This window comes from Arthrobacter sp. GCM10027362 (assembly GCF_042679445.1).
Taxonomy (GTDB): domain Bacteria; phylum Actinomycetota; class Actinomycetes; order Actinomycetales; family Micrococcaceae; genus Crystallibacter.
Window position 1 is genome coordinate 1 of record NZ_JBHTML010000424.1, and the last position, 714, is coordinate 714.

Consider the following 714-nt stretch of genomic DNA (forward strand, 5'->3'; position numbering starts at 1 on the left):
GCCCAGGGCCCGGGCGATGATGGCGGTGTGCGACTGCGGCCCGCCGCCGGCGGTGACCAGCGCGATCACCCGGTCCGGGTCCAGTGTGGCGGTGTCCGCGGGAGCCAGGACCTCGGCGGCGAGGATGATCGGCCCGGCCGAGTCCGGAATGCCCGGGGCCGGGTCCCCGCGCAGTTCCGCCACGATCCGGGCCCGCACATCCAGCACGTCCGCGGCACGTTCGGCCATGTAGCCGCCGAGGGACCTGAGCTGCTCGGCGACCTGGCCGCCGGCTTCCCAGACCGCGCGCTCGGCGCTGCGGCCGGCGGCAAGCAGCTTGGCCGCCGACTTGATCAGCATCGGATCAGCCGCCATCAGGGCGGTGGCCTTGAGGACTTCCGCGGCGTCGCCGCGGGCGGACTCGGCCCGGGTCTTCAGCAGGGCCTGGACGGCCTTGGCCGCGGCCTTGATCCGCTCCGTTTCCGATTCCGTGGTGGCGCCGGCCGGGATGCGGCCGTCCGGCGCCGGTTCGGTGACGGCCGGCGGCATCTGCACCACGGGGCCGATCACGCGGCCCGGGCTGACGCCCACTCCGGTAATGCTGGTCATGGCTTACCTCGCTTCGTCGGGAGATCCACAGTAGGGTCCGGCCGGCTGCCGGGCTAGTGAGCGGGGCGCTCCCGCAGTGTCGGCTGCGCCGCCACGGCGGGTCCCTCGCGCCCCGCTCTTGCCGGC

General features: G+C 74.9%; 1 protein-coding gene. It reads right to left on the reverse strand.

The window, feature by feature from the left end; translation table 11 throughout:
• Positions 1-588, reverse strand: a 588-nt coding sequence (locus tag ACFQ36_RS23135) for a phosphoenolpyruvate-utilizing N-terminal domain-containing protein (RefSeq protein ID WP_377017958.1), incomplete at its 3' end; no start/stop codon positions are given.
• Positions 589-714 lie beyond the last annotated feature (126 nt).